At 66.0% G+C, this 21,882-nt stretch carries 19 protein-coding genes and 1 pseudogene; 10 read left to right on the top strand and 10 right to left on the bottom strand.

What is annotated here, in order from left to right; translation table 11 throughout:
- Window positions 1–7 precede the first annotated feature (7 nt).
- Together ACW7G1_RS11035 and ACW7G1_RS11030 are read right to left on the bottom strand one after the other, a co-directional pair.
- Window positions 8–2,704 carry a TonB-dependent receptor domain-containing protein gene (locus ACW7G1_RS11035; protein WP_456979753.1) on the bottom strand — a complete coding sequence of 899 codons (2,697 nt, stop codon included), beginning with the start codon at window positions 2,702–2,704 and terminating at the stop codon, window positions 8–10.
- A gap of 146 nt (window positions 2,705–2,850) precedes the next feature.
- On the bottom strand, window positions 2,851–4,329 hold the full coding sequence (locus tag ACW7G1_RS11030) for a hypothetical protein (RefSeq protein ID WP_456979752.1): 1,479 nt from the start codon (window positions 4,327–4,329) through the stop codon (window positions 2,851–2,853).
- A 216-nt stretch (window positions 4,330–4,545) separates the two neighbouring features.
- On the opposite strand from ACW7G1_RS11030, the gene ACW7G1_RS11025 reads away from it, so the two are divergent.
- On the top strand, window positions 4,546–5,394 hold the full coding sequence (locus ACW7G1_RS11025; RefSeq protein ID WP_456979751.1) for a 2OG-Fe(II) oxygenase: 849 nt from the start codon (window positions 4,546–4,548) through the stop codon (window positions 5,392–5,394).
- A gap of 4 nt (window positions 5,395–5,398) precedes the next feature.
- Here the strand turns inward: ACW7G1_RS11025 and nth are convergent, their stop codons facing one another.
- From nth to ACW7G1_RS11010, 3 genes are all read right to left on the bottom strand, one after another.
- A complete protein-coding gene (nth, locus tag ACW7G1_RS11020; protein WP_456979750.1) occupies window positions 5,399–6,103 on the bottom strand; it encodes an endonuclease III in 705 nt (234 codons plus the stop codon).
- On the bottom strand, window positions 6,100–6,459 hold the full coding sequence (locus ACW7G1_RS11015) for a hypothetical protein (protein ID WP_456979906.1): 360 nt from the start codon (window positions 6,457–6,459) through the stop codon (window positions 6,100–6,102). The genes nth and ACW7G1_RS11015 overlap by 4 nt, the downstream gene beginning before the upstream one ends.
- Window positions 6,460–6,537: 78 nt before the next feature.
- Window positions 6,538–7,335 (bottom strand): enoyl-CoA hydratase/isomerase family protein, encoded by a 798-nt coding sequence (locus tag ACW7G1_RS11010; RefSeq protein ID WP_456979749.1) that lies wholly within the window; start codon window positions 7,333–7,335, stop codon window positions 6,538–6,540.
- A gap of 197 nt (window positions 7,336–7,532) precedes the next feature.
- Between ACW7G1_RS11010 and ACW7G1_RS11005 the strand changes: the two genes are divergently transcribed.
- The 3 genes and pseudogenes from ACW7G1_RS11005 to ACW7G1_RS10995 all read left to right on the top strand — a co-directional run bounded on the left by ACW7G1_RS11005 (window position 7,533) and on the right by ACW7G1_RS10995 (window position 10,032).
- On the top strand, window positions 7,533–8,240 hold the full coding sequence (locus tag ACW7G1_RS11005; RefSeq protein WP_456979748.1) for an FKBP-type peptidyl-prolyl cis-trans isomerase N-terminal domain-containing protein: 708 nt from the start codon (window positions 7,533–7,535) through the stop codon (window positions 8,238–8,240).
- Window positions 8,241–8,336: 96 nt separating this feature from the next.
- A pseudogene (locus tag ACW7G1_RS11000) lies at window positions 8,337–9,151 on the top strand (NUDIX hydrolase).
- On the top strand, window positions 9,151–10,032 hold the full coding sequence (locus tag ACW7G1_RS10995; protein WP_456979747.1) for a sulfurtransferase: 882 nt from the start codon (window positions 9,151–9,153) through the stop codon (window positions 10,030–10,032). Before ACW7G1_RS11000 ends, ACW7G1_RS10995 begins: the two are co-directional and overlap by 1 nt.
- A gap of 232 nt (window positions 10,033–10,264) precedes the next feature.
- On the opposite strand, the gene ACW7G1_RS10990 is transcribed toward ACW7G1_RS10995, so the two are convergent.
- Together ACW7G1_RS10990 and ACW7G1_RS10985 are read right to left on the bottom strand one after the other, a co-directional pair.
- Window positions 10,265–11,062 (bottom strand): enoyl-CoA hydratase/isomerase family protein, encoded by a 798-nt coding sequence (locus tag ACW7G1_RS10990; protein ID WP_456979746.1) that lies wholly within the window; start codon window positions 11,060–11,062, stop codon window positions 10,265–10,267.
- Complete coding sequence (locus ACW7G1_RS10985; RefSeq protein ID WP_456979745.1) at window positions 11,038–12,597, bottom strand: DUF4139 domain-containing protein; 1,560 nt, start codon at window positions 12,595–12,597, stop codon at window positions 11,038–11,040. The genes ACW7G1_RS10990 and ACW7G1_RS10985 overlap by 25 nt, the downstream gene beginning before the upstream one ends.
- Before the next feature lie 38 nt (window positions 12,598–12,635).
- Here ACW7G1_RS10985 and ACW7G1_RS10980 point away from each other — a divergent pair, with 38 nt between their 5' ends.
- Window positions 12,636–13,079: a copper chaperone PCu(A)C gene (locus ACW7G1_RS10980; protein ID WP_456979744.1), complete on the top strand. Its 444-nt coding sequence runs from the start codon at window positions 12,636–12,638 to the stop codon at window positions 13,077–13,079.
- Window positions 13,080–13,137: 58 nt separating this feature from the next.
- On the opposite strand, the gene ACW7G1_RS10975 is transcribed toward ACW7G1_RS10980, so the two are convergent.
- Together ACW7G1_RS10975 and uvrA are read right to left on the bottom strand one after the other, a co-directional pair.
- Window positions 13,138–13,515 (bottom strand): acyl-CoA thioesterase, encoded by a 378-nt coding sequence (locus ACW7G1_RS10975; RefSeq protein ID WP_456979905.1) that lies wholly within the window; start codon window positions 13,513–13,515, stop codon window positions 13,138–13,140.
- A gap of 296 nt (window positions 13,516–13,811) precedes the next feature.
- Complete coding sequence (gene uvrA / locus ACW7G1_RS10970; protein WP_456979743.1) at window positions 13,812–16,742, bottom strand: excinuclease ABC subunit UvrA; 2,931 nt, start codon at window positions 16,740–16,742, stop codon at window positions 13,812–13,814.
- 257 nt (window positions 16,743–16,999) lie between these two features.
- On the opposite strand from uvrA, the gene rplU reads away from it, so the two are divergent.
- From rplU to cgtA, 3 genes are all read left to right on the top strand, one after another.
- Window positions 17,000–17,323 carry a 50S ribosomal protein L21 gene (rplU, locus tag ACW7G1_RS10965; protein ID WP_456979742.1) on the top strand — a complete coding sequence of 108 codons (324 nt, stop codon included), beginning with the start codon at window positions 17,000–17,002 and terminating at the stop codon, window positions 17,321–17,323.
- Between the two features lie 12 nt (window positions 17,324–17,335).
- On the top strand, window positions 17,336–17,593 hold the full coding sequence (rpmA, locus tag ACW7G1_RS10960; RefSeq protein WP_456961848.1) for a 50S ribosomal protein L27: 258 nt from the start codon (window positions 17,336–17,338) through the stop codon (window positions 17,591–17,593).
- Between the two features lie 122 nt (window positions 17,594–17,715).
- Window positions 17,716–18,801: an Obg family GTPase CgtA gene (cgtA, locus tag ACW7G1_RS10955; protein WP_456979741.1), complete on the top strand. Its 1,086-nt coding sequence runs from the start codon at window positions 17,716–17,718 to the stop codon at window positions 18,799–18,801.
- A gap of 71 nt (window positions 18,802–18,872) precedes the next feature.
- Here cgtA and rpsT read toward each other — a convergent pair whose 3' ends face one another.
- On the bottom strand, window positions 18,873–19,145 hold the full coding sequence (gene rpsT / locus ACW7G1_RS10950) for a 30S ribosomal protein S20 (RefSeq protein WP_456961846.1): 273 nt from the start codon (window positions 19,143–19,145) through the stop codon (window positions 18,873–18,875).
- A 119-nt stretch (window positions 19,146–19,264) separates the two neighbouring features.
- Here rpsT and murJ point away from each other — a divergent pair, with 119 nt between their 5' ends.
- Window positions 19,265–20,845, top strand: a complete 1,581-nt coding sequence (murJ, locus tag ACW7G1_RS10945; RefSeq protein WP_456979740.1) for a murein biosynthesis integral membrane protein MurJ — start codon at window positions 19,265–19,267, stop codon at window positions 20,843–20,845.
- A 38-nt stretch (window positions 20,846–20,883) separates the two neighbouring features.
- Window positions 20,884–21,849 (top strand): bifunctional riboflavin kinase/FAD synthetase, encoded by a 966-nt coding sequence (locus tag ACW7G1_RS10940; RefSeq protein ID WP_456979739.1) that lies wholly within the window; start codon window positions 20,884–20,886, stop codon window positions 21,847–21,849.
- Window positions 21,850–21,882 lie beyond the last annotated feature (33 nt).

Genomic DNA, 21,882 nt, shown 5'->3' with positions numbered 1-21,882 from the left:
GGGTGCCTCAGAACGAGGCGCTGATCTCGAACGAATAGCTGGTGCCCAGGTCGTAGCGCATCACGTCGGCGCGACCGCCGCCGAACTCCTGGTACTCGCTGTACTCCTCCCCCAACAGGTTGCGGGCCTCGAAGCCCACGGTCATGTCGGTGTCCCAGAGCCGGAAGCCCTTCTTCAGCACCAGGTCGACCGTGGTGCCCGGCTCCTGGATGTAGTCGGGCTGGACCACCACGATGCCGTCGGGCGAGTAGCCGTTGATGCCGCGGGCGTTGATGCGCTCGCTGGCGTAGCCGAACAGCAGCGTGGCCTGGCTACCGGTTTCCGGGTTCTCGATGCCCAGCTGCAAGTTGGCCAGATGCTCCGACTGGCCCTGCAGGCGGCTGCCATCGAGCACCAGCTCGGAGGCGGCCTGTGGGCGGCCGTTGCCGGCAAGGGTGTAGGCGACGTCGCCGTCCTCGACCTGTACTTCCGAATCCGACCAGGTGTAGTTGGTGCCCAGGAACAGGCGGCTGTCACCGGCCCAGTCGAACGGGCTGCCGAAGTACTTGCGGAAGTCCAGCTCCACGCCATACACCAGCGCCGATGGGGCGTTGATGAAGCTCTGCTGCCAGCTCGATCCCGAGCGGCCGTTGAGCACCATTTCCACCGGCTTGTCGATGTCCTTGTAGAACAGACCGGCGCTGAAGTACTCGCCCTGGTCGAAGTACCACTCGTAGCGCAGGTCGAGGTTGAGCAGCTCGCTGTCGACCAGGAACGGGTTGCCGATGACGAGACGGTCGCTGTCGAGGTCGAGGTACTGCTGCGGCGCCAGCTCGCGGAACTGCGGCCGGGCGATGGTTTGCGACGCGGCAAACCGCAATTGCTGGTTCTCGGCGAAGTTCCAGGTGAGCGCGAACGCCGGCAGGAAGTAGTCGTTCTCCAGCGGTGCCGCGGTCGGCAGTGGCCGGCCTTCGTTGAACAGGTCGATTGGCCGCACCTGCTGGGTCGCGTCCTCGTAGCGCACGCCGACGGTGGCGCGCACGGTGCCGGTCAGCTGCGACTCGGCCTCGATGTACACCGCGCTGGTTTCAAGCGAGGCGTCATACGCGGCCGCGCCGGTGCCACCGGTGGTCTCGCGCAGGGTCAGGTAGCCCTGGCTGATGTTGTAGTCCGACAGGAGGTAGTCGGGCCGCTGGTAGCGCTCGTAGAACGGCAGGTTGCCGAGCGACAGCAAGCGGAACTCGCGCGAGACCGCATCACGCTCGGTTTCGGACCAGGCACCGCCGAAGTTCACGGTGATATCGCGCTCGGTCGGCAGGCGCCAGCTGACGTCCACGCCGGCGTTGTCGACGCGCTCGTTGACCTGGCTGAAGCGGGTGTAGTTCTGCGCCTGCGAGGCGTCGTGCTGCCAGAAGCCGTCGGCGTCCTCGCGGTAGCGGAAGCCCTTCTCGTACGGCGCGTCGCGGCTGGCCCGCGAGTGGCTGGCGCGCCAGTCGATCTCCAGGTCGCGGTACTCGCCGAACGCGTGCTTGCCGGTCAGCTGGGTGTTGATCATCTCGCGCTCGAACCAGTGGCTGGTGTCGTCACGAACGTTGTCGCCGGTCAGCAGGCTGTAGCCCTCGCTGCTGCGGGTCTCCTTGTCGGTGTCGTGGACGTACATCGTCATCAGGCCGATCCGATGACCGTCCCAGTCGACCGCCGCGCCGAACAGGCCGTTGATGGTGGCGTTGTTGGTGGTCGACATGAACTCGTAGTCGCTCTGCACCGTCATCGCGCCATTCTCGACCGCGCCGTCCTGCTGCACGCCGAGCTGGGTTTGCCAGCTGTTCTTCATTGCAGCGGTGGCGACCAGGCCGAGCCGCGCGCCGCCGCCGACGTCATAGGCGTTGCCCATGCTGATCTCGGCGTTGAAGTCCGGGTCGATGCTGTCGGTCGCCTGCAGCAGGTTGAGCGGGGCATTGGTGAAGCTGCGCGCGATCTTCTTGACCTCGTCGCTGCTGAAGTCGCGCCCCGGGGTGATGCGGTTGCCGGTGGCGATCGCGTCCTTCAGCTCAGCAGTCATCTTGCGGGTGCCGTCGTCATAACCGAAGTAGTCGGAGTCGCCGCCGCCGTAATGGGTCAGGCCGGCCTGGAAGGTGGTCTCGCTGTTGCCACCGGTACCGATCTTGAGATCGAGGAATGCCTCCTCGGGGATCACCGCACTCGACAGGTTGATGGTGCCGCCGCCGAACTCGCCCGGCATGCTCGCCGAGTAGGTCTTCACCACCTCGATGGTCTGCAGTACGTTGGTCGGGAACAGGTCCAGCGGCACCACGCGCTTCAGCGGTTCGGGGCTGGGCAGCGGCGAGTTGTTGAGCAGGGCGGAGGAGTAGCGCTCGTTGAGGCCGCGCACGTAGACGTAGCGGCCATGGTTGAGGCTGATGCCCGCCACGCGCCGGAGCGCATCGGCTGCGGTGCTGTCGCCCTGGCGCTCGAGGTCTTCCCTGGAGACGTGGGTCATGACCGCCGAGCTGAGCAGCATCGGCTCCGGGATGTATTCGCCCTGGACCTGGACGGCGTCCAGGCTGGTCGCCTGCATCGGCGCAGCCGCGGCGGCGGTGGCTGCGGAGACTGGGGTGGACTGCGATTGCGGAGCGGTCTGGACGGACTGGGCCAACGCGATGGTGGGCATCAGCAGGGCCGAGATCGCCAGGAACAGGCCCGTACGGGCGGGTGTGAGCTTCATGAGTGGCAGCCTTTCAATGGGTTCGGTGCGTCCGAATAAGTCGATGCCGCGGCACTGCCGCGGCATCGATGGGGGCCCGGGGTCGCGGACACCGACCCCGTTTCCCGTGGTGTGGTGGCCGCGGCCACCACACCCGTTGTCGCCGCTCAGCAGTCGTCGGCGGTCAGGCCGCAGGTCCAGCCCTGCCACCAGGTGTCATTCGCATCCTTGACCGCGCCGATGTAGTCGACGTCGACGAAGGACGCGTTGATCGAGGCGAGGCCGGCATAGGCCGGGACCGCCGCCTCGTTGGCGCCGTTGATGAAGCCGGCGGTCAGGGTCGAGGTGCCGGTGGCGTTGTTGGTGTCGGCGGCGAAGGCCGCCTCGACATTGGCGTTGAATGCCGACGAGCCGGGCGTGCCGTCGCTGTTCGGAACGCCGCCGGCGAGTTCGGCGCAGGAGGCGTAAACCGAATTGAACGTGCCTTCGCTGGTGGCCGACTGGAACTCGATGCAGCCCGGCGCGCCGGTGAATACGGCGTTGTAGTAGCCCACAAGGGTGCCCTGGTTCAGCACCACCGCGTTGTCATGGCCGGCGCCGACGAAGGTGACGTTGGCGAAGTTGGACTCCGAGCGGTACGGCAGGTCCTGCGAGCTCATCTCGTTCATGCGGTCGCCGCCGCCGGCACGCTGCACGATCAGGCCGAACTGGATGCCGCCGCGGAAGCCGGAATCGGTATCGAAGGTGTCGTCGTCGTTGCCGGTGCCGACCAGGTGGGTGGCATTGACCGTGCCGCCGAACCACTCGAAGCCGTCGTCGGAGCTGTTGTGCACCTGCACGTGGTCGATCGTGGTGCCGTTGCCCAGACCGGCCAGTGTGATGCCGTTGAGTTCGACGTCCGGCAGGACCTCGAAGCCGGAGTGCATCACGCGGACGTACTTCAGCACGCCGGTGTTGTCGGCGTCGTCGTTGCCGCCGTAGTAGCCGTTGGCGCCTTCGACCTGCGCCTCGCAGGTGGCCGTGCCCGGCTGCGCGGTGCCCGGGCAGGTGCTGATCGCGGCACGGCCGAGCAGCACGAGGCCGCCCCACTGGCCGATCGAGTCGATGTCTGTGCTGCCTTCGACGCTCTGGCGACTGGTGAATACCACCGGCTCGGTCGCGGTGCCTTCGGCGAAGATCTGCGAGCCGCGGTTGACCATCAGGAAGTCGGCGCCGGCGGAGCCGAACACGGTCACGCCCGGCTCGAGGGTCAGGGTGCCCTTGTTCGCGCCCGGTGCCGGGTTGGCGGCGTCACCGCCCATGTCCATGCCGACATCGGTGCGGCCGTTGACCGAGTACACCACACCGTCGATCTTCGGGACCAGCAACTCGCCGACGATGCGTGAGGGCAGCTGGCAGTTGAGCAGGCCGGCGACTTCGCCGACATCGGTGGTGCCGGTCGGGCACTCGGCCGCCGTCGGCGGCGGGGTGGTCGGCGGCGGCGTGGTCGGGGGTGGGGTGGTCGGCGGAGGCGTGGTGGCCGGCGGCGGCGGGAACGCGCCTTCGCCCGGCGAGGCCACGTTGTCGGAACCACCACCACACGCGCTGAGCGCGAAGGCCGCGGCCAGGGTCATCAACAGGGTCTTGGAATTGCTGGAAGCAGCCATTTGCACGATCTCTCCGGTCACGGGTTGGGTCAATCCACGGGAAACAGATCGGTCAACCGGCACTTTCCATTGCGACCGGGTCTCTCCGCGTCCCGTAGCGAAGTTTCAGGAAATCTTTATAGGCCCGGTTTGTGACAGCCCGGCTTCAGCAACCGCGGCTTTTTGATCCAGCCGATGCGTAAAGAAGCTGCAATCAAGCTCGGTCACACTGGCGTCATGAAGCGAGAACTCGCCCCCGACACCGTCGAATGGATCCTTGGCCAGGCACGTGCGGGACAGCCGCCCGACATGCTGCTGCAACCCTTGTTGGAGGACGGCTGGGAGCAGGGCGAGGCGAGCGAGGCGGTCGAATCGGTGGTGCGCGAATGGCTCGATTCGCACGCGCGTGACAGCGGGTTGCCGCCGTCGGTGCCGGTGCCGTCGCCGATCGAACTCAAAGGTCCGTCGGCATTGCAGGTGGGCGACCACGAGGTGTGCGTCCTGGCGAGCCTGCTGCTGCCGCGGGTGATCGTGTTCGGCGGCCTGCTGGGTGACGACGAATGCGACGAACTGGTGGAGATGTCGCGACCAAAGCTGAAGCGTTCGACCGTCCTCGACCCGGACAGTGGCGGCGACGAGGTGCACGTGGATCGCACCAGCGCCGGCACGTTCTTCCCGCGCGGCGGCAACCCCCTGTGCAAGCGGATCGAGGCACGCATCGCGGCGTTGCTCGACTGGCCACTGGAGAACGGCGAAGCGCTGCAGATCCTGCGCTACGGGCCGGGCGCGCAGTACCGGCCGCACCACGACTACTTAGATCCGGCCTGGCCGGGTTCGGCGGCATCGCTGGCGCGCGGCGGGCAGCGGGTCGGCTCGCTGGTGATGTACCTCAACACCCCGCAGCGCGGTGGCGCGACCACGTTCCCCGAGGCCAATCTCGAAGTCGCTGCGGTCAAGGGCAACGCGGTGTTCTTCAGCTACGACCGCCCGCATCCGATGACGCGCTCGCTGCATGCGGGCGCGCCGGTGGTCGAGGGTGAGAAGTGGATCGCGACCAAGTGGCTGCGCGAACGCCGCCACGATTGATGCGTCAGGTGCCCGTGGTTGCCGGGACCGGTTCGCCCGGGGTCTTGTCCTTGTAACGGCAGATGTCGCGGATCGCGCAATGGGGGCAGTCCGGCGTGCGCGCCTTGCAGACATAACGGCCGTGCAGGATCAGCCAGTGGTGGGCGTCGCGCAGATACTCTGGCGGGATCACGCGCACCAGGATGTCCTCGACCGCGCGCACGGTCTTGCCGGGCGCCAGACCGGTGCGGTTGGAGACCCGGAAGATATGCGTATCGACCGCCATCGTCGGCTCCCCGAATGCCGTGTTCAAGACCACGTTGGCGGTCTTGCGGCCCACGCCGGGTAGCGCCTCCAGCGCGGTGCGGTCATGCGGAACCTCGCCGCCGTGATGGTCCAGCAACAACCGCGCCATCGCCACCACGTTGGCGGCCTTGGTGTTGTGCAGGCCGATGGTGGCGATGTACGGCTTCAACCCGTCCACCCCAAGAGCCGCGATCTGCTCCGGCGTGTTGGCGACCGCATACAACTTGCGGGTGGCCTTGTTGACGCCCACATCGGTGGCTTGCGCCGACAGCGTCACGGCCACCAGCAGTTCATAGGGTGTGGTGAATTCCAGCTCGGTGGTCGGGTGTGGATTGAGCTGTCGCAAGCGTGCGAACACCGCATCGATTTCGACCCCGGTCAGCCGTGATCGCGCCGGTCGCTTGCGGGGGGCCGGGCGGGTCAACGGCCGGCCCTGCCGGTTCCCGGGTTGCCGGCGGCTTTGGCTTTCGCCCGCGCCAGGGCAGCGGCAACCGCAACCGGCAGGGCCGGCTGCCGGGACGGGTCCACGCCGGTGGTTCCGCCTGTCGCGGCCACTTCGGTCTCCGCCGGTCGCGCCGGCGCGCTGCGTTGCGCCGCGCGCTCGGCGCGGCGACGCTCAAGACGCGCATCGCGGGCGCGGAAACGTTCGCGGGCGGCCAGGGCACGGATGCGGTCCGCGCGCGCAGCCACCAGGCGCGTATGGCAGTCCACGCTGCAGCCGGGGCACGGCATCGCCTTGAGCAGTCCGAGCTGCAAGGCGCCGTCCACATCGCCATCCATCAACGCAATGGCGACCGGGTGCACGCTGGCCCCGCGTGGATCCTCACAGCCGCAGATGCAGGCCCCGGCCACGAGCTGTCAGCTGCCCTGGAAAGCCGGTTTGCGGCGTTCAAGGAACGCGCTGGTGCCCTCGCGCATGTCGTCGGTGGAGAACATCAATCCAAATTGCGCAGTCTCGTACTCCAGGCCTTCTTCAATCCCGCACTCGCCGCCGACATTGATGCAGTCGATCACCCCACGCAGTGCCAGCGGCGCCGACGCAGCCAGTTGTGCGGCCAGCTTCATTGTTTCGGCCAGCAAGTCGGCGGCGGCCACCGTGCGATTGACGATGCCCAGTTCACGTGCCCGCGTCGCGTCGATCGGCGCGCCCACCAGGCACAACTCCATGGTCGCGGCCCGTCCGGCCAGCCGCAGCAGTCGCTGGGTGCCACCGAAGCCGGGAATGAGGCCAAGGTTGACCTCGGGTTGACCGATCTTGGCGGTATCGGCGGCGATGCGCAGGTGGCAGCACATCGCCAGTTCCAGGCCGCCGCCGAGCGCGAAGCCATTGATCATCGCGATCACCGGCTTGGGCATTTTTTCTACCCGTCGCATCAGGCGCTGTCCCCGCAGCGAGAAATCACGGCCCTGAACCGGCGTCAGTCCGTTCATCTCGGCAATGTCGGCGCCGGCGACGAACGCCTTGCTGCCAGCGCCGGTCAGCACCACGCAGCGCACGCCGGCATCGTCTGCGGCCGCATCAAACGCCACATGCAGCGCGTCCAGCGTCGCCGCGTTCAACGCATTCAGTTTGTCCGGGCGATTGACGGTGATGGTACGGACCGCGCCGTGGTCGGCGGTGGTGACAATGGAATCGGGTGCAGGGGCATTTGACATGAATGGCGTTTTCCGGCGAATGGTCGTTTACAGTGTTGAGTGGAACTTGCAAATCAGCATGTTGTCTGAATTGGTCGTCAGTGGCGGTTAAGCGCTGGCGTCGTTATCCTAGCGCGTCCTATCGGGGCTGTTGACCGATACGGGCATCCTATCGGGGCGGTGTCGCCGCTTCGCGCCATCACCGGAGGTTTTACCGAATGAAGTTGCGTTTGATTGCGGTCGCCGTAGCGGCCCTGACCCTGACCGCGGGCCAAGCCTTCGCGCAGGACATCTCATCCGAGAAAGGTAAATTGAGCTACGCGTTGGGCTATGACGCGGGCAATGATTTTGCCCAACTGGTAGCGTCGGGAGAGCAACTGGACTCTGCGTCCGTGGCCAAGGGCCTGCAGGACGCCATGGCAAAGACCCAGCCGGCCGTTTCCGCCGACCAGTTGCGCCCGGTGTTCGAGAATTTCCAGAAACGCCAGCAAGCGCGCGCGCAGCAGGCGCAGGCGGAATGGAACAAGCTCGCCGGTGAGAACAAGACCAAGAGCGATACCTTCATCGCCCAGAACAAGGCCAAGTCCGGCGTCAAGTCCTTGGCCAGCGGCGTGCAGTACCGTGTGGTCGAGAGCGGCAACGGCGCCAAGCCGACCGACGCGAGCAGCGTGGAACTGCTGGTCGCCGGTCCGTTCCCCTGGGGCGAGCGTCCGCAGGGCGAAGCCGCCCAGGCCCGTGCCATGCCGGCGATGAAGCTCAGCGAGGTCGAAATGCCGGCCATGCGTGAAGTGCTGCAGCAGATGCCGGCTGGCTCCAAATGGGAAGTCACTGTCCCGTCAGACAAGGCCTACGGTGCGGACCCACGTAGCGGGATTCCGCCGAACATGGCCGTGCAGTTCGAGATCAAGCTGGTCAGTGTCAAGTAATACGCTCTGGAGCAGTACGTCCAGGTGCTTCTGCAAGTCGTAGTTTCCGTCGCGCCGGCTTGTCCGGCGCGATTTTTTTATGAGTGGTGAGCTGCCATGGTTGTCCCTTTCCCCGTCATGCTCAGTCCCTGCACCGGGGTGTGCTGCCTGGACCAGCATGGCCGGTGCGAAGGCTGCTACCGCACCGGCGACGAGATCGCACGCTGGTCGACCATGGGCGATGACGAGCGGCTGCGCCTGATCGAGGACGTGCTGCCGCTACGCGAAGCCGGGCAGGGATGAACCGATCGTCCCTGATAGACCGCCTGCCTGAGGCGTCTCGCCTGGAGCGCGCGCTGTACCCGCTGGCCGCGCCACCGACCGGTCCTTGCTGGAACCAGGAAGGGTTGTCCGACCTGTTTCCGCCCTCGGCTGTGCATGCGGATGCCGCGGTGCTGGTGGGCCTGGTACCAAGACCCGACGCAACCCAGGTCATCCTGACCCTGCGCACGGATATCTTGCGTCATCACGGTGGCGAGGTTGCCTTTCCCGGCGGACGAGTGGAGGCCGGGGACCAGGACGGCATTGCAGCGGCGATCCGGGAGACCGGCGAGGAGATCGGTGTTGGCGCCGACCAGATCGCACCACTGGGCCTGCTGGATCCTTTGTTGACCATCACCGGCTTCCGGGTATTGCCGGTGGTGGCGGTGATCGACCCGGCCCACGTGATTGTTCCGGACCCGGGCGAGGTCGCCGAGGTGTTCGAGGTGCCACTGGAGTTCCTGCTCGATCCGGCCAATCTGCTGGATGTGGAGGTCAGCTATCGAGGGCGGACCCGTCTGCTGCACGAATATCGTTACCCGGATCGGCGGATCTGGGGTGCGACCGCGCTTATCCTGTTGAACTTGCGGCAACGGCTGGAGAACGTGTAATGACCGGGCATTCGGAACCGCGCACAAGCGCACCCAGGTGGCAGACGCTGGTGACTGCCGAGGCGTTATCGGCGGCACTGGGCCGGGACGATGTGATCGTGCTCGACGCGAGCTCGTCATTGGCCGACCCGGCCAGTTGCGAGGCGGCATACCGGCAGGCCCACATCCCGGGCGCGCGATTCGCCGACCTGGATCGCGACCTGTCCGACCATCGAAAGTCCGGTGGCCGCCACCCGTGGCCGGATGCTGCGGATTTCACCGCACGACTGGGCACGTGGGGTATCGACCCGACCGATCAGGTCGTGATCTACGACGCTGGCGACGGCGCGCTGTCGGCGGCACGCGCCTGGTTCCTGCTGCGTGTGCTGGGTCACCGCGACGTGGCTGTGCTCGACGGCGGCTGGTCAGGCTGGGCCACGCTGGGACTGCCGACCGCGTCCGGCCTGCCCGGGATACAACCGGGCCGCTACGTCGCGCAGTTCGACCGCAACCGCCTGCTCGATGCCCCGCAGCTACAGGTGCATCTGGCGAAGGGCGGGATGCTGCTCGACGCGCGCGCGCCAGAGCGCTTTCGCGGCGAGGTGGAGCCGATCGACAAGGTCGCCGGCCACGTGCCCGGAGCGATCAATCGCCCCTACAGTGCGAACCTGCGCGATGGTCGCTTCAAGCCGGCCGCGGAACTGGCAACCGAGTTCGCCGGCTTGCTGGGCGACAGGACGCCGCAGGACGTGGTGGCGATGTGCGGCTCCGGCGTCACCGCCTGCCACCACCTGCTCGCGATGGAGCACGCCGGCTTTCCCGGTGCACGGTTGTTCACCGGTTCGTGGAGCGGCTGGATCGAAGATCCAAAACGCCCGATTGCCCAGGGCGAAACCGGCTAGGAAAACCTCGGGGGGCAACTCGTAATCCCCGAAAACCCCCGGACCCCGAAAACCCCGGGCAACCCGTCATCCCCGAAAATCCCGGACCCCGCAAACCCCGGGCAACCCGTCATCCCCGCGAAGGCGGGGATCCATGGACTTTGGTTTTCCCGCACGTAACAGCCATGGATGACCAGCCCATTGGGCTGTTGTGGAGCGCTTCCCGCCTTCGCGGGAATGACGGTGATGGGTGTTACTTCTTGAGCTTGGCGACCATGGCGTGCAATGCCGCCTGGGTGCCGGGCTCCATCCATGCGTTGACGAAGCGCTCCAGCTCGATGTGTTCGGGCTGCAGCGCTTCGATCACCGCGGCGCGTGCGATCTGGCGGGTGTGTCGCATCGCTTCGGACGGTAACGCCAGCAGGGTCTGCAACCATTCGCGGGCGCGTCGGCTGACGGCATCGAGATCGTCGACCGGGTCCATTTCGACCAGCTCGTCCACCAGCCCGATCTGCAGCGCGCGCGCCGCGTCGACCATCTCGCCGGCGACCAGCATCCGCTCGGCGCGGTGTGGGCCGACCACGCGTCGCAGCAATCGCTGGACACCTTCCGGAGCGGTCAGGCCGACCTGGGTCTCGTTGAGGCCGATGCGGTAATCGCCGGCGGCCATGACCCGGTAATCGCAGCACAGCGCGTACACGCAGCCACCGGCAGGCGCATGGCCGGAGATCGCCGCCACCACCGGCACCGGGCACGAGGCCAGCGCCCGGGCGACGCCGAAGAACGCCTGCCACGCATCGGTCAATGCGCCCCGGTCATCGCCCAATGTGAGCAGGTAGGGCACGTCCAGGCCGGCCGAGAATATCTTCGGCTGGCCGGACAGCACGATGCCGTGGATGCCGGCGCTGACGGCGGCATTCAGCTCGTGAAGCAGTTCGCGGCACAGACCCGGCTCCAGCGCATTGACCGGCGGCCGGGCGAGCTTCAACTCGATGATGCTGCCGTGTTTGACGCGCTCGATAAGACTCAAGGGTTGTCCCCGGCGCTCCATCGATAGCGGACGGTATACGTCAGTCGGCTCTCGCCGCCTGCTGCAACCGGTACCTGGAACTCGACGTGGTTGGCGTCCTTTTTTGTCGCGGGTACGCTGCTGGCAACAATCTCCCAATCGCTCCAACGCGGCAGTTGCTCCACCACTTCGATGGTCGCGTCGGACTTCTTGGCGTTGCCCAGGACTATGGCGAACGACTCGGTGATCGTGCGGCCGGCCCGGTCGAGCTTGAAGTCGGTGGCCTCGCGCTCGGCGCTCAGGTCGAACACCTTGCCGACCTCCAGCCGGATGTCGGCCCCGGCGGGCGTGTGATGCAGCATCGACTCGCCAAGAAAATCAGCGCCATCGAACACCCGGATCCGCCCGGCGGGCAGGGGCTGGCCCAACCCGGCCGCCTCGGCGTTGTCCACCGATACTGTCGCGTTGACCGGCAGCGTGCCGGTCTGGCCGTGGCGATCGGGTTGGATCAACGGTGTTGGTGGCTGCCATTGCTGTCCACCGGCATCGACCACGTAAGCGCGCTCGCACGCGATCGCGGCGCGGTGGGCGAACAACGGGAAGCGCTCGGTTCCGCCGTCGCTCAGGCTGACGGTATCGGGCAGTTGGTAGGCGTGATATTCGGCCGATGTCCGCTGCTCGGGCATTGGAGATGCCTCCGCGAAGACCATGGTGTCCGCAGCGCTGCTGCGTCGCGCATAGTGCTGAGTCTGCAGCGGCGCCCGGTTGGGTTCACCCGCGATCAGGGTCAGCCGGGCATCGGCGAAACCCACGCCGGCGCGATTGATGACCATCGCCGCACCATCCAGCGCCAGCTTGCAGCCCGGGGCGTCGGCAGGGTCCAGCGTCGCCACATATTCGGCGCGCCATGCCATCCCGCCCATCGGATAGCTGAGCAGGAAGTCGGCGTCGCCGGCGTTCTGCGCCCGCACCGTCCATCGAAGTTCCGCCTGCTGTGGAAACAGGCGGGTGCCGTCGAGCACGCTGAAGTTGTCGTAGTCGCTGATGACCTTGACCCGGCCATCGCCCATTGCCAGCGTCAGTCCCGCATTGGCGGCCAGCAACACGCCCGTATCGGTCTGCTTGGCGTTGCCGGCGGTGTGCTCGACCACGATGCGGTGGCCGATCATCTGAGCGATGACATCCTGCGTGCTTTGCAGACCGGCAATGTAGCGTTGTGACGTTATCGAGACGCCGGTCGATTTGGGGCGCAACAATGCAGCTTCCACGTCCATCGACGGTGGCACGCTGGTGGCGGAGATCGAATTCAATCCTTCGGTGAGCGTGTAATGCAGCGGCCGCTCCACCAAGGCGTAGCCGGGCATGCCGGCCTGGGCCTGGCCGGTCCCGGCGAGTGCGTCGTAGGCGCCGCTGTAGATGCTCAGTTGGGTGACGCCGGCTTCCGCGGCGGCGGCGTCCTTGTCGGCGGGCACGACCGGTGGCGCCACCGGCAGCGCATCAGCGCCACGGGGCGCGGGATCCTGGGAGCAGGCGGCAAGCGCGCAGGCGGCGACGAGCAACGATAGGGTGCGGTGCATCGGGAACTCCGGAATCAGCCTGTTGGTATCATAAGCTGATGAAGCCCTTCCGCGTCCCCCTCGCCGCCGTCCTGTTGGCAACTGCGTTCAGCACGCCCCCGGTTGTCGCCGCCGATTGCAGCCCGGTAGTAACCGCAGGATGGGTGCGTCTGCCACCCATTTCGATGCCGATGCTGGCCGGGTTTGGCACCATCGATAACGTCTGCGACGCGCCGGCAAAGGTCATTGCTGCCAGCAGTCCGGCGTTTGCGGATGTATCGGTGCACGAGACGCGCGTCGTGGAGGGGATCAGCAAGATGCGCGCAGTGCCGGAGCTGGTAATTCCCGCGCATGGCCATGCCAGCCTCGAGCCCGGTGGCCTGCATCTGATGCTGATGGATCCGCACGCGCCGTTGCACGCCGACGATACGGTCGTGATCGACTTCCGGTTGGAAGATGGCACCCAGGTGCGCGGCCTGTTCCTAGTAAGCAAGTCCAGGTAGGCAAGTCCAGGTAAGCGAGTCCCGGTTGCGCCAGCCGGGCGACTGACGCGCCTGGAACCTACTGGGCCTGGCAGGCCTCACGCACGGTCGATGGCAGCGCGGCGGCCTGGCCACTGTCGCGGTCGATCCACACCATCACCACGTTGCCGTCGCAATACAGGATCTGCGGGTCCTGGGCGTCCACGATGCGATGGCCGACGGTCACGCTGGTATTGCCCAGCCGCTCGACAAATAATTCGATCGACACCTGTGCCGGCCAGGTGATCGGGCGACGGTAGTTGAGCTGGGCTGCAGCAACCACCGGGGCGACATGGTCGTCCATGCCCTGGCCGGGTACGCCGAGCATCCACTGCAATCGCGCTTCCTCCAGGTAGCTGAGGTACTTGGAGTTGTTGACGTGGTTGAACGCGTCCAGGTCGCGCCAGCGCACCGGCATCGGTACCTGGATCAGCTTGCGGGGCGAGGGCGCGGGCGCGGCGCTGGTTTCGATTGCGCTCGTCGCAGCCGGTTCCAGCTCGGCACGGGGCTTTTTTGCCGCCGGCCTGACGGGCTTTTTTGACGTCGTGGTTTTCGCCGGTTCGCGTTTGCCCGATGCCGGCTTTGCCGCCGCCGCTTCTGAAGCGGACTTCGCCGCAGCCGATTTTGCCGCGGCTTTGCGCGGCTTGGCCGGTTTAACCGGCTGCTCAATCTTGCCCGGCTTTCCGGGGGTGCTTCTGGATCCGTCGTTGTCGCTCATGCGGCAGTCTTCTTCCTGCGGGTCTTGGGCCCGGTCGAGGTGACCTTGGGCTGGTTGCCGGCCGCCTCGTCATTGGCCAGTGACCGCTCCAGCATCGGGGCCAGGAAGCGGCCGGTGTAGGAGTGTTCCAGCGAGGCGATGTGCTCGGGCGTGCCGGTAGCCAGGATGGTACCTCCGCGATGGCCTCCCTCGGGTCCCAGGTCGATGATCCAGTCCGCGGTCTTGATCACGTCCAGGTTGTGTTCGATCACCACCACCGTGTTGCCGTCATCGCGCAGGCGGTGCAGCACCGCCAGCAGATGCTCGATGTCGTGGAAGTGCAGGCCGGTGGTCGGCTCGTCGAGGATGTACAGCGTCTGTCCGGTATCGCGCCGCGACAGCTCCTTGGACAGCTTGACGCGCTGCGCCTCGCCGCCGGACAACGTGGTCGCCGACTGGCCCAGCTTGATGTAGCTCAGGCCGACGTCGATCAGGGTTTCCAGCTTGCGCGATATCGACGGGATAGCGTCGAACAGTTCCAGCGCGTCCTCCACCGTCATCGCGAGCACGTCGCTGATGCTGTAGCCCTTGTAGAGGATCTCCAGCGTCTCGCGGTTGTAGCGCTTGCCCTTGCACACATCGCAGGACACATAGACGTCGGGCAGGAAATGCATCTCGACCTTGATCAGTCCGTCGCCCTGGCAGGCCTCGCAGCGCCCACCGCGCACGTTGAAACTGAAACGTCCCGGCGCGTAACCGCGTGCGCGTGACTCGGGAACCTGCGCGAACAGTTCGCGCAACGGCGTGAACAGCCCGGTATAGGTCGCCGGGTTGCTACGCGGGGTACGGCCGATCGGCGACTGGTCGATGTCGACGACCTTGTCGAACAGGTCCATGTTCTCCACCGACCGGTAAGGCGCGACTGTGCGTGAGGCGCCGTTGAGCTGGGTGGCGGCCAGTTCGTACAGGGTGCTGTTGATCAGGGTCGACTTGCCCGAGCCGGACACTCCGGTGACACAGGTCAGCAGGCCGGCCGGGATCGCCAGATCGACATCCTTCAGGTTGTGGCCGGTGGCGCCACGCAGGTGCAGGATCTGCTTCGGGTTCGGCTTATGCCGCTTGGCCGGGATCTCGATGCGTTTGCGACCGCTCAGGTACTGCCCGGTCAGCGAGCGTGGCGCGGCCATGATGTCGTCGAACGAACCCTTCGCGACCACCTCGCCGCCGTGTACCCCGGCGCCCGGTCCGATGTCGACGATGTAATCGGCCAGCCGCATCGCGTCCTCGTCGTGTTCCACCACGATCACCGTGTTGCCCAGGTCGCGCAGGCGGGTGAGGGTGCCCAGCAAACGCTCGTTGTCGCGCTGGTGCAGGCCGATCGATGGCTCGTCGAGCACGTACATCACCCCGACCAGACCAGCGCCGATCTGCGAGGCCAGCCGGATCCGCTGCGCCTCGCCGCCGGACAGCGAATCGGCCTTGCGCTCAAGGGTCAGGTAATCCAGGCCGACATCGACCAGGAACTTCAGCCGGTCGCCGATTTCCTTGACGATCCTGACCGCGATCTCGCCGCGCCAGCCTGGCAGGTGCAGGCGCTTGAAGAAGGCGAGCGTCTCGTCGATCGGCAACACCACGATCTCGGGCAGGGCATGGCCGTCGACGAACACATTGCGCGCCGCGCGGTTCAGCCGTTGGCCACCGCAATCGGTGCAGGCGCGCTCGCTGATGTATTTGCTCAACTCATCGCGCACCGCCGACGATTCGGTCTCCTTGTAGCGCCGTTCCAGGTTCGGGACGATGCCCTCGAAGCGATGCTTGCGCTGGTGGCGGCTGCCGGCCTGGGTGAGATACGTGAATGAAATTGTCGTCTCGCCACTGCCAAACAACACCGCTTGGCGGACTTTCTCGCTCAACTGGTTCCAGGGCGTCTCGACGTCGAACTGGTAGTGCTTCGCCAACGACTGGATCAGCTGGAAGTAGTACGCATTGCGGCGATCCCAGCCGCGCACCGCGCCGGCCGACAACGCCAGCTCGGGATGTACCACTACCCGCGCGGGATCGAAGTACTCCGCCATGCCCAGGCCATCGCAGGTCGGGCAGGCGCCGACCGGCGAGTTGAACGAGAACAGTCGTGGCTCCAGCTCCTGCAGCGAGTACTCGCACACCGGGCAGCTGTACTTGGACGAGAACAGCAGCGGAGTGGCTTCGGTGTTGTCCAACGACATCACCTGGGCCATGCCGTCGCCCAGCTTCAGTGCGGTCTCAAAGGACTCGGCCAGTCGCTGCTTCATGTCCTCGCGCGGACGGAAGCGATCGATCACCGCCTCGATGGTGTGCTTGCCACGCAACGCCAGCGGCGGTACCGCGTCGATTTCGTGCAACTGGCCATCCACCCGGACCCGGACATAACCCTGCGCGCGCAGGTGATCAAACACCTGGGCATGCTCGCCCTTGCGCTCGCGGATCACCGGCGCCAGCAGCATGTAGCGTTGTTCGGCAGTGGCGGGATCGGCACCCAGCGCGATCACCTGGTCGACCATCTGGCTGACGGTCTGCGCGGCCAGCGGGTAGCCGTGGTCGGGGCATTGCGGCGTGCCCACGCGTGCATAGAGCAGCCTCAGGTAGTCGTAGATCTCGGTGATAGTGCCGACGGTGGAACGCGGGTTGTGCGAGGTCGACTTCTGCTCGATCGAGATCGCCGGGCTCAGGCCCTCGATCAGGTCGACATCGGGTTTTTCCATGATCGACAGGAACTGCCGCGCGTAGGCGGACAGTGATTCGACATAGCGCCGCTGGCCCTCCGCATAGATGGTGTCGAACGCGAGCGAGGACTTGCCCGAGCCGGACAGGCCGGTGATCACGATCAGCTTGTCGCGCGGCAGGTCGAGATCGACATTCTTGAGGTTGTGCGTCCGCGCACCGCGGATGCTGATGAATTCCATCGCCATCGAAAGACCTGCAAAATAGGGGAAGGCCGTCGGCGCAGCCGGCGAACCAGTAAGCGTAGCCAGTGCATGAAATGGGGGCAAATCGCGGAAACCGAAGAACCGCGGTGGATTTGGCCCTGTCCGGTTCATCCGGCAGCCGATCCGGCACGCCGATGTCGGTACTGGTTGCCGCAACCCCCTGAAGGGCCTACAATTCCGCTTCTGTCTGCCCTCGACGGCACGACAAGGACCAAAAATAACTACAGAGGAAACTGGTCATGTACGCAGTAGTAGTCACCGGCGGTAAGCAATACCGCGTCATGCAGGGCGAGACCCTGCGCGTTGAACTGCTCGAAGCCGAAGCCGGCAGCGAGATCAAGTTCGACAACATCCTGATGCTGGGCGATGGCGAGGGCGAAACCACGCTCGGCGATGCGCTCAAGGGTGCCACCGTCAGCGCCAAGGTTATCGGCCACGGCCGTGCGGACAAAATCCGCATCGTCAAGTTCCGTCGCCGCAAGCACTCGCGCAAGCAGATGGGTCACCGTCAGCATTACACCGAAATCGAGATCACCGGCATTGCCGGTGGCGACAAGAAGTAAGGAGCAGCAGCCATGGCACATAAAAAGTCCGGAGGCTCGACCCGTAACGGGCGCGACTCCAACCCGAAATACCTCGGCGTCAAGATCTATGGTGGCCAGGCGATCGATGCCGGCAACATCATCATTCGCCAGCGCGGCACCCAGTTCCATCCGGGTCCGGGCGTCGGCCTGGGCCGCGACCACACGCTGTTTGCGCTGGTCGATGGCAAGGTTGATTTCTCGGTGAAGGGGCTGAAGAAGCGCCGCACCGTGAGCGTCATCTCGGCGTGACCCACTCCGGTCAGGCCGCCACGGCTTGACCTGGTGACGAGCACCCGTGAAAGGCCCCGCTGCGGCGGGGCTTTTCGTTTCCGGGATATCTTGTTGTCCAGCCATTTTTACCGAGGTCTTGCATGAAACTCGTCGACGAAGCCGAAATCCAGGTCTCAGCAGGCAACGGCGGCAACGGCTGCGTTGGTTTCCGCCGTGAGAAGTACATCCCGCTCGGCGGGCCCGATGGTGGCGACGGCGGTGCCGGTGGCAGCGTTTGGGTCATTGCCGACGAGAACCTCAACACCTTGGTCGATTTCCGCCATCAGCGTCAGTTCCGCGCCGAACGCGGCGAGGACGGTCGCGGCCGGCAGATGTATGGCAAGGGCGGCGCGGACCTGGTCATCACCGTCCCGGTCGGCACCGTGGTGGTGAACGTGGAGACCGACGAGTCCATCGGCGACCTGGTCAGTCACGGCGATCGCCTGCTGGTTGCCAAGGGCGGGCAGGGCGGCCTTGGCAACATGCATTTCAAGAGCTCGGTCAATCGCGCCCCGCGCAAGGCGCTGCCGGGACTGCCGGGCGAGGAGCGGGTGCTCAAGATGGAGCTGAAGCTGCTGGCCGATGTCGGCTTGCTGGGCTTCCCCAACGCCGGCAAGAGCACCTTGATCCGTGCCGTCTCGGCGGCGACACCCAAGGTCGCCGACTACCCGTTCACCACCCTGTATCCCAACCTTGGCGTGGTCAGCGTGGAGCAGCATCGCAGCTTCGTGATCGCCGACATCCCCGGCCTGATAGAGGGCGCCGCCGATGGTGCCGGCCTGGGCGCGCAGTTCCTGCGTCACCTGCAGCGCACCAGCCTGTTGCTGCATCTGGTGGATGTCGCGCCGATGGAAGGCGGGGTGGAGATCAGTCCCGCCGAGCAGGTGCGTGCGATCGAGCGCGAGCTCGAAAAGCACGATCCGCAGCTGCTGACCAAGCCGCGCTGGCTGGTGTTCAACAAATCCGACCTGCTGCTGGAAGAGGAGCGTGACGCTACCGTCAAGGCGATTGTCGACGAGCTGGGCTGGAAGGACCGCTGGTTCCTGGCATCGGCCATCGGCCGCGACGGCACCTGGCCGATCATGCTCGACATCATGGCGTTCTTCGACCGCCAGAAAGCCGATGCGCTGGAGGCCGCCGCCGAAGCCGAAGCCGTGGCAGCAGCCAATGTCCATGATGCCGGCTGACGCCCACGAAAAAACCCGGCCTGGACCGGGTTTTTTCATGCAGCTCGATCACCCCGAAAGGGCAACCCGACTCAGGCAGCGGTCTTGATCGCCTTGATGCGGGCGGTCAGGCGGCTCTTGTGACGGGCGGCCTTGTTCTTGTGGATCAGGCCACGCGAGCTGAATCGATCGAGGATCGGCTGGGCCACCTTGTAGGCGGCCTCGGCGGCAGCGGCGTCGTTCTCGCCGAGGGCCTTCAGCACCTTCTTCACGGAGGTGCGCAGCATCGAGCGCTGGCTCGCGTTGCGGGCGTTGCGCACGACGGTCTGCTTGGCGCGCTTCTTGGCGGACTTGATGTTTGCCACTGTGTATTCCTGAAAAATTGATTGCTGCGGGTAAGAGAGAATATGGTACGGCGGAAAATCAGACCTGAAAGTATGGGGGATTCAGTGGCTTGCGTCAACAAAAGGACCCAGCGTTGAACATGCCTGCGCCCGACCGCGGTAGCCGGCAGAGCGGCATGTTGCGCTCCACCGCCGTATTCAGCGCGATGACGTTCATCTCGCGTATTGCCGGCTACCTGCGCGACTGGCTCCAGGCCAGCCTGTTCGGTGCTGGACCGGCGGTCAGCGCGTTTGTGGTGGCCTATCGCATCCCCAACTATCTGCGCCGGATCTTTGCCGAGGGCTCGTTTGCCTCGGCCTTCGTGCCGTTGCTGTCGGAGCTCAAGCAGCAAGGCGACGGCGAGGCGTTGCAGGACTTCCTGGACCACGTTGCCGGCGCGCTGCTGGCGGTGGTGGTGGTGGTCAGCGGCCTGGGCATCCTGGCCGCGCCGTGGGTGGCCAGGTTGTTTCTCGCCTTCGCTGACCCGAGCGAATCGGAGCTGATAGCGCTGACCGCGCAGATGCTACGGATCACCTTCCCGTACCTGGTGTTCATCTCGATGACGGCGCTGGCCGGCTCGGTGCTCAACAGTTTCAAGCAATTCGGCTTGCCGGCGTTGACGCCGGTGCTGCACAACCTGGCGATGATCGGCGCGATGTTGTTTCTGGCGGGCTACCTGGACGTGCCGGAGAAGGCGCTGGCCTGGGGCGTGCTGATCGCCGGCATCCTGCAGATGCTGGTGTTGTGGCCGGCGATGGGACGGTTGGGGCTGAGGCCACGGTTCAAGTTCAACCTGCGCCACAAAGGCGTGCGGCGGGTGATGACGCTGATGCTGCCGACGATTTTCTCCTCGTCGGTATCCCAGGTGAATCTGCTGGTCGGCACCGTGTTCGCGTCGCTGTTGGTGCCCGCCGCCCAGTCGTGGCTGTATTACTCCGACCGGCTGACCGAGCTGCCGCTGGGCTTGTTCGGGGTCGCGATTGGCACCGTCATCCTGCCGCAGCTGTCGCGCCATCACGCCGACAAGGATGCCGACGGGTATACGCGCTCACTCGATTGGGGCTTGCGGATGGTGCTGCTGGTCGGCCTGCCTGCCGCCCTGGGCTTGGCGCTGCTGGCCGAGCCGCTGACCGCCTCGTTGTTCCGCTATGGCGAGTTCACCCCGCAAGACACGCGGATGGTCAGCTACGCACTGACCGCGATGAGTATCGGCATCCCCGCCTTCATGCTCAGCAAGGTCCTGTTGCCTGCGTTCTACTCCCGCCAGGACACCAAGACGCCAATGCGCGCGGCGATCATCACCGTGGTCGCCAACGTCCTGCTGACGATCGCGCTGGTGACCCCGTTGTGGTGGGTGGGGGTGCCGTACGCCCATGCCGGTATTGCCGGGGCGACCGCGATTGCCGGTATCCTCAACGCCGCCTTGCTGTGGCGTTACCTGCGCCGCGACGGCATCTACCAGGCACAGCCCGGCTGGGGTCGCTGGTTGCTGCGGATCGTCCTGGGACTGGTGGCGATGGCGGTGGTCGTGGTGCTGATGCGCGAGTGGATTGGCGACTGGACCGCGATGCGCGGGTTGTGGCGCTGGATCTGGCTGCTCGCCGTGATCGCCGCCGGCGCCGGCGCCTACGGCGTGGTGCTGTTGATCGCCGGGCTGCGCCCGAGGCACCTGCGGCAATAGGGAAGGTATCGCCGCGCGTGCCCGCTATACTCGAGCCGATGAGCAGGCTGTTTAGAGACGTCGACGGCGGGCCCCGATGCCCGCACGGCAGTGTGGTCTGCATCGGCGCCTTCGATGGCCTGCATTTGGGGCATCGGGCACTGGTGCGCCACGCGGTGGCACGGGCGCGCGCGCTTGGCGTGGCGTCGGTCGCGCTGAGCTTCGAGCCGCTGCCGCGTGAACTGTTCGCCCGGGGCAACCCGCCGCCGCGCTTGTTGTCGCCGCGGGCCAAGGCCGAGGGGTTGTTCTGCCTCGGTGTGGACCAGGTCGGCCTGCTGCGCTTCAAGTCCAGGCTGGCGGCGATGAGCGCCGAGGACTTCGTGCGTGAAGTGCTGGTCAAGCTGCTGGCGGTGGACGAGGTCTGGGTTGGCCCGGGCTTCCATTTCGGCAAGGGTCGCGCCGGTGATCTCGCCCTGCTGCAACGGATGGGCGCCGAACTTGCCCGGACCGGGCAGGGGTTCGTTGCCGGCCAGATCGAGCCGGTCCTGCTGGATGGCGAACGGGTCTCCAGCACCCGCATCCGCGAAGCGTTGCAGGCCGGCGATTTCACCACCGCCACGCGCCTGCTCGGACGGCCTTATTCGATTGGTGGCCGGGTCGTGCGCGGTGCCCGGCTGGGACGCACGCTGGGCTACCCGACCGCCAACCTCCGTTTCGCCGGCAAGACCCCGGCGTTGTCGGGGATCTACGCGACCCGGGTGCACGGCGTCGACCAGGCACCGCTGCCCGCCGTATCCAGCCTCGGCACCCGGCCGACGGTGGATGGCATCGAGCCGCTGCTGGAAACCCACCTGTTCGATTTCGACCGCGACCTGTACGGTCACCGGATCGAGGTCGAATTCGTCGCCAGGCTGCGCGACGAGGAAAAGTTCGATGATCTGCCGGCCCTGACCGCGCAGATGCACCGTGACGCCGAGCAGGCGCGCGCACTTCTAACGCAACAACAACCTCGAGCCACCGCGTGAGCGATAACAAAGCCCCCAATCCCTACAAATCCA

Source organism: Lysobacter sp. A378 (assembly GCF_054052125.1).
This window is presented reverse-complemented; position numbering and strand designations above follow the sequence as displayed.

Bases quoted from the DNA above. Each gene is read 5' to 3' on its own strand.
- ACW7G1_RS11035 (WP_456979753.1), bottom strand. From the start codon at position 2,704: ATGAAGCTCACACCCGCCCGTACGGGCCTGTTCCTGGCGATCTCGGCC.
- ACW7G1_RS11030 (WP_456979752.1), bottom strand. From the start codon at position 4,329: ATGGCTGCTTCCAGCAATTCCAAGACCCTGTTGATGACCCTGGCCGCG.
- ACW7G1_RS11025 (WP_456979751.1), top strand. From the start codon at position 4,546: ATGAAGCGAGAACTCGCCCCCGACACCGTCGAATGGATCCTTGGCCAG.
- ACW7G1_RS11015 (WP_456979906.1), bottom strand. From the start codon at position 6,459: ATGGATGGCGATGTGGACGGCGCCTTGCAGCTCGGACTGCTCAAGGCG.
- ACW7G1_RS11010 (WP_456979749.1), bottom strand. From the start codon at position 7,335: ATGTCAAATGCCCCTGCACCCGATTCCATTGTCACCACCGCCGACCAC.
- ACW7G1_RS11005 (WP_456979748.1), top strand. From the start codon at position 7,533: ATGAAGTTGCGTTTGATTGCGGTCGCCGTAGCGGCCCTGACCCTGACC.
- ACW7G1_RS10995 (WP_456979747.1), top strand. From the start codon at position 9,151: ATGACCGGGCATTCGGAACCGCGCACAAGCGCACCCAGGTGGCAGACG.
- ACW7G1_RS10990 (WP_456979746.1), bottom strand. From the start codon at position 11,062: ATGGAGCGCCGGGGACAACCCTTGAGTCTTATCGAGCGCGTCAAACAC.
- ACW7G1_RS10985 (WP_456979745.1), bottom strand. From the start codon at position 12,597: ATGCACCGCACCCTATCGTTGCTCGTCGCCGCCTGCGCGCTTGCCGCC.
- ACW7G1_RS10980 (WP_456979744.1), top strand. From the start codon at position 12,636: ATGAAGCCCTTCCGCGTCCCCCTCGCCGCCGTCCTGTTGGCAACTGCG.
- ACW7G1_RS10975 (WP_456979905.1), bottom strand. From the start codon at position 13,515: ATGCCGGTGCGCTGGCGCGACCTGGACGCGTTCAACCACGTCAACAAC.
- uvrA (WP_456979743.1), bottom strand. From the start codon at position 16,742: ATGGCGATGGAATTCATCAGCATCCGCGGTGCGCGGACGCACAACCTC.
- rplU (WP_456979742.1), top strand. From the start codon at position 17,000: ATGTACGCAGTAGTAGTCACCGGCGGTAAGCAATACCGCGTCATGCAG.
- rpmA (WP_456961848.1), top strand. From the start codon at position 17,336: ATGGCACATAAAAAGTCCGGAGGCTCGACCCGTAACGGGCGCGACTCC.
- cgtA (WP_456979741.1), top strand. From the start codon at position 17,716: ATGAAACTCGTCGACGAAGCCGAAATCCAGGTCTCAGCAGGCAACGGC.
- murJ (WP_456979740.1), top strand. From the start codon at position 19,265: ATGCCTGCGCCCGACCGCGGTAGCCGGCAGAGCGGCATGTTGCGCTCC.
- ACW7G1_RS10940 (WP_456979739.1), top strand. From the start codon at position 20,884: ATGAGCAGGCTGTTTAGAGACGTCGACGGCGGGCCCCGATGCCCGCAC.